We start from the raw sequence: 3529 nt of genomic DNA, 5'->3' as shown, positions 1-3529 counted from the left end.
GGGCGGGTGCCGTGGCGGCCACGGCGAGCGCGGTACCGGCCAGGAGACGGGCAGTGCGTCGCATGGTGCTCCCCAGAGCTTGTCCGACTCGTCCAGGGGTGCGCCCCTGCCCTTCCGAGATAAGTGGCTCGGCGCTCGGCCCGCTTGCCGAGGAGCCGTCAGGAATACGGTGAACGGGTGGCGGCCGGGCCGCCCGCCCGGGTGAGTCCGTGCGGCGTTCCGGCAGGTCACGGGCGGGTGGGGGAGGGCCGGGAGGAAGAAGTATGAAAAGAACACGAATGGAGCGGCGGCGCCGGTGAACGGGTGACGTGACGTCAGTGCGTCCGCCGCCGCACACGCACCGGGGCCGGTGCCCGAGCGGACACCGGCCCCGGAAACGTACGGCGGAGGAGTCAGCCGACGTTGACCGCGCTCCAGGCCGCCGCCACGGCGTTGTACTCCGTGCCGCCGGCGCCGTAGAGGTCCTTGGCCGCGTTCAGGGTCGCCGTGCGGGCGCCCTTGTAGTTCGTCGAGGAGGTCATGTAGACCGTCAGCGCCCGGTACCAGATCTTGCCGACCTTGTCCCGGCCGATGCCGGTGACGGTGGAGCCGTTGTAGGTCGGCGAGTCGTAGCCGACGCCGTTGATGGTCTTGGCGCCGCTGCCCTCGGCGAGCAGGTAGGCGAAGTGGTTGGCCACGCCTGAGGAGTAGTGGACGTCGAGGTTGCCGACCGACGAGCTCCAGTAGTCCGCCGAACTGCCGTCCCTGGAGGGCTTGTCCATGAAGCGCAGCGCCGCCTTGCCGAAGCCGGGCTTCACGATCTCCTCGCCGATGAGGTAGTCACCGGTGTCGGACGGGTTGTTCGCGTACCACTCCACCATCGTGCCGAGGATGTCGGACGTGGCCTCGTTGAGCCCGCCGGACTCGCCCGAGTAGGTCAGCGCGGCCGTCTTCGAGGTCACCCCGTGCGACATCTCGTGCCCGGCGACGTCGAGGGCGACCAGCGGCCCGAACGTGGTGCCGTCGCCGTCGCCGTACGTCATGCAGAAGCAACTGTCGTCCCAGAAGGCGTTGTTGTAGTTGCTGCCGTAGTGGACGCGGTTGTACGAGCCCTTGCCGTCCCCGGCGATGCCGGTGCGGCCGTGCACGTTCTTGTAGTAGTCCCAGGTCTCGTCGGTGCCGTACTGGGCGTCGACGGCGGCCGAGGCGCGGTCCGCGGTGGCGCCGGTGCCCCAGTGGTTGTCGGCGTCCGAGAACAGGGTCGCGGGGGCCCGGCTGAAGCAGATCCCGAAGACGCACAGGTCGGTCTTGTTCTCCGCGTCACCGGTGTAGGTGTTGCCCCGGGTCGGGTCCTTGAGCTGGTACGACGACCCGGACTGGGTGGTCTCCAGCGGCACGGTCCCGCTGTAGAGGGAGGCGCCGTCGCCGGTGGCGGTCTCCAGGCTGTCCCAGGCGTCGATCCGGGCACCGGTGCGCGCGTCGGTCAGGACGGTCCGGGCGGCCGGGTTGCCGAGCGAGTCCAGACCGACGGCGGTGGTGCGCCAGGCCAGCCTGGGGGTGCCGTGCAGGGCGTCGACCACCAGCTGCGGTCTGGCCTTGGCCTGCTTCAGCGGCGTGCCGGGGTGGGCCGCGCGCAGGGCGTCCACCGCGAGGCCGGCGGCCTCGGGGCCGGGGATCGCCGGGGTGACCGTGGGCACGGAGACGGCCTGCCGGGTGGCGCGGTCGGCGCCCTTGTAGGCGCCGCCCGGGGTCAGGTGGACCACGAAGTCGCCGCCGAGTACCGGGAGATGGCGGTAGGTACGGTCGTAGCGGACGTGCTGGGTGCCGTCCTTGTCCACGATCACGTCCCGGACGCTGGTCTCCTGCGGGGCGGCCAGGCCCAGCGCGGAGGCGTGGGCCAGGAGCGCGGAGGCCGCGTGGTCGATCGCGGTGGCCCGGGTCGGTCCCCCCCCGGCGTGGGCGGCGGGGGAGAGGCCGACGGCCAGCAGGGTCGCGGCGGCGGCGGCGACACCGGCGGTGACCGTGCGGCGGGTTCCTCGGACGTGCTGCCGTATCCGGCTCATCTGTCTCCTCGGGAAGGCGCCCGTCAGGCGTGGGGGTGGCGCTGATGCCCGAGATTTAAATGGCCATGACATGTCGTGTCCATAGGCACCGTGGTGGAGCTTTGTGGATCTTCGGCGGGGGGTGTGGCGGGGTGGCGGGGGTTGCGGGAGCCTTTGCGTACCCGCTCGGCCCGCTCGACACGGGCCCGCGAACGGGGAGTTGACGTAGAGCTGCTGATCCTTGTCGAGAGCTGTGCGATGATCCGCCCCCACGAGTTCAACCAGGCTCCGGTTGGCCGTCTGCGCGAATCGCCCGCTGGTCTGTCTGCACTCCGGCCCGGGACTCGATCCCTGGCCGAGGTCAGGCTGACCACGAAGGCCCGGAACCAGACCCTGCCCGTCCCCCCCGCCCGTTCACCGGAAGCGAGGCTCAGCCCGGCAGCGTCACCCCGGCGGGTACCGCGATCCCGAACCGCTCCTCCACCAGCTGCCGTGCCTCCGCCTCGTTCGTCAGTTCGCGTTCCGTGGCCGTGCCGTCGGTGAGCGTCTCGGTGAACCGGGCCCCGTCCAGGGCGAGATGGTGACCGTCGGGCAGGGTCCGCTGGAGGTAGGGGCGGCGGGTGAACGGGGAGCGCGGGTGGGTGGCGACGTACCAGTTGAACACCTCGAAGTCGCCCGCGGTGAACGGCTCCTGGGTGAACGCGTACTGGCCGGTCCACTCCCCGGTACGGGAGTCGTACGCCCGCAACTCCCACAGCTCCGACGGCCCGTCGTGCGGCAGCGGCTCCAGCCGGTGCCGGCGCCCGGAGCCCTCGTACTCGGTGCCGGGTACCAGCGGCACCGGCAGCAGCAGCGCGCCGACCGCGCCGAAGCCGACGTCCGCCAGGTACGGATACGGCTCGCCCGCCACCTCCACCCGGAGCATCGCGTGCGTACGCGGCCGGCTGCCGGGACCCTCGGCGCCCAGCACCACCCGGCCGGCCAGCGGGGTCACCCGGAATCCGAGCGCCTCCAGCGCCAGCCGCAGCAGGGTGTTGTGCTCGTAGCAGTAACCGCCGCGCCGTCCGCGCACCATCTTGGCCATCAGGTCGCCGGGCGCCAGCGAGGGGGCCGAGCCCGCCACCGGGTCCAGGTTCTCGAAGGGCAGCGCCAGCGCGTGCGCCAGGTGAACGCCCCGCAGGGTCGCCAGGCCGGGCCGCCGCTCGCCCCTCCAGCCGATCCGGTCCAGGTAGGCGTCGAGGTCGTACTGCTCTTCGTCGGACATACCCCCGAACCTACGCGAGCCCGCCCCCCGGCCGACGCGTCCCCCCGACCGAACCGCGCTCCGGCCCTGGCCCTACGACCGCGGTACGACCTCCACCCGCACCGCGCACGACTTGAACTCCGGCATCCGGGACGTGGGGTCCAGCGCCGGGTTGGTGAGGGTGTTGGCGCGGCCCTCGCCCGGCCAGTGGAAGGGCATGAAGACGGTGTCCGGGCGGATCGTGTCGGTGATCCGGGCCGGCGCC

At 72.1% G+C, this 3529-nt stretch carries 3 protein-coding genes; all 3 read right to left on the bottom strand.

Annotated features, from left to right (window positions below; translation table 11 throughout):
- Window positions 1–392: 392 nt before the first annotated feature.
- Window positions 393–2042 (bottom strand): M4 family metallopeptidase, encoded by a 1650-nt coding sequence (locus H5J33_RS27660; protein WP_181797559.1) that lies wholly within the window; start codon window positions 2040–2042, stop codon window positions 393–395.
- A gap of 409 nt (window positions 2043–2451) precedes the next feature.
- Window positions 2452–3285, bottom strand: a complete 834-nt coding sequence (locus H5J33_RS27655) for an arylamine N-acetyltransferase (protein WP_181797558.1) — start codon at window positions 3283–3285, stop codon at window positions 2452–2454.
- 72 nt (window positions 3286–3357) lie between these two features.
- On the bottom strand, window positions 3358–3529 hold a 172-nt coding region (locus H5J33_RS27650; RefSeq protein WP_181797557.1), incomplete at its 5' end, for a molybdopterin dinucleotide binding domain-containing protein.

It is taken from the genome of Streptomyces sp. WELS2, from assembly GCF_013870595.1.
Lineage (GTDB): Bacteria > Actinomycetota > Actinomycetes > Streptomycetales > Streptomycetaceae > Streptomyces.
The sequence above is the reverse complement of the archived record's forward strand: the minus strand, read 5'-3'. Positions and strand labels throughout refer to the sequence as shown.

What these genes read in the sequence shown, in the direction of transcription:
- H5J33_RS27660 (WP_181797559.1), bottom strand. Translation starts at nt 2,042, where the DNA reads ATGAGCCGGATACGGCAGCACGTCCGAGGAACCCGCCGCACGGTCACC.
- H5J33_RS27655 (WP_181797558.1), bottom strand. Translation starts at nt 3,285, where the DNA reads ATGTCCGACGAAGAGCAGTACGACCTCGACGCCTACCTGGACCGGATC.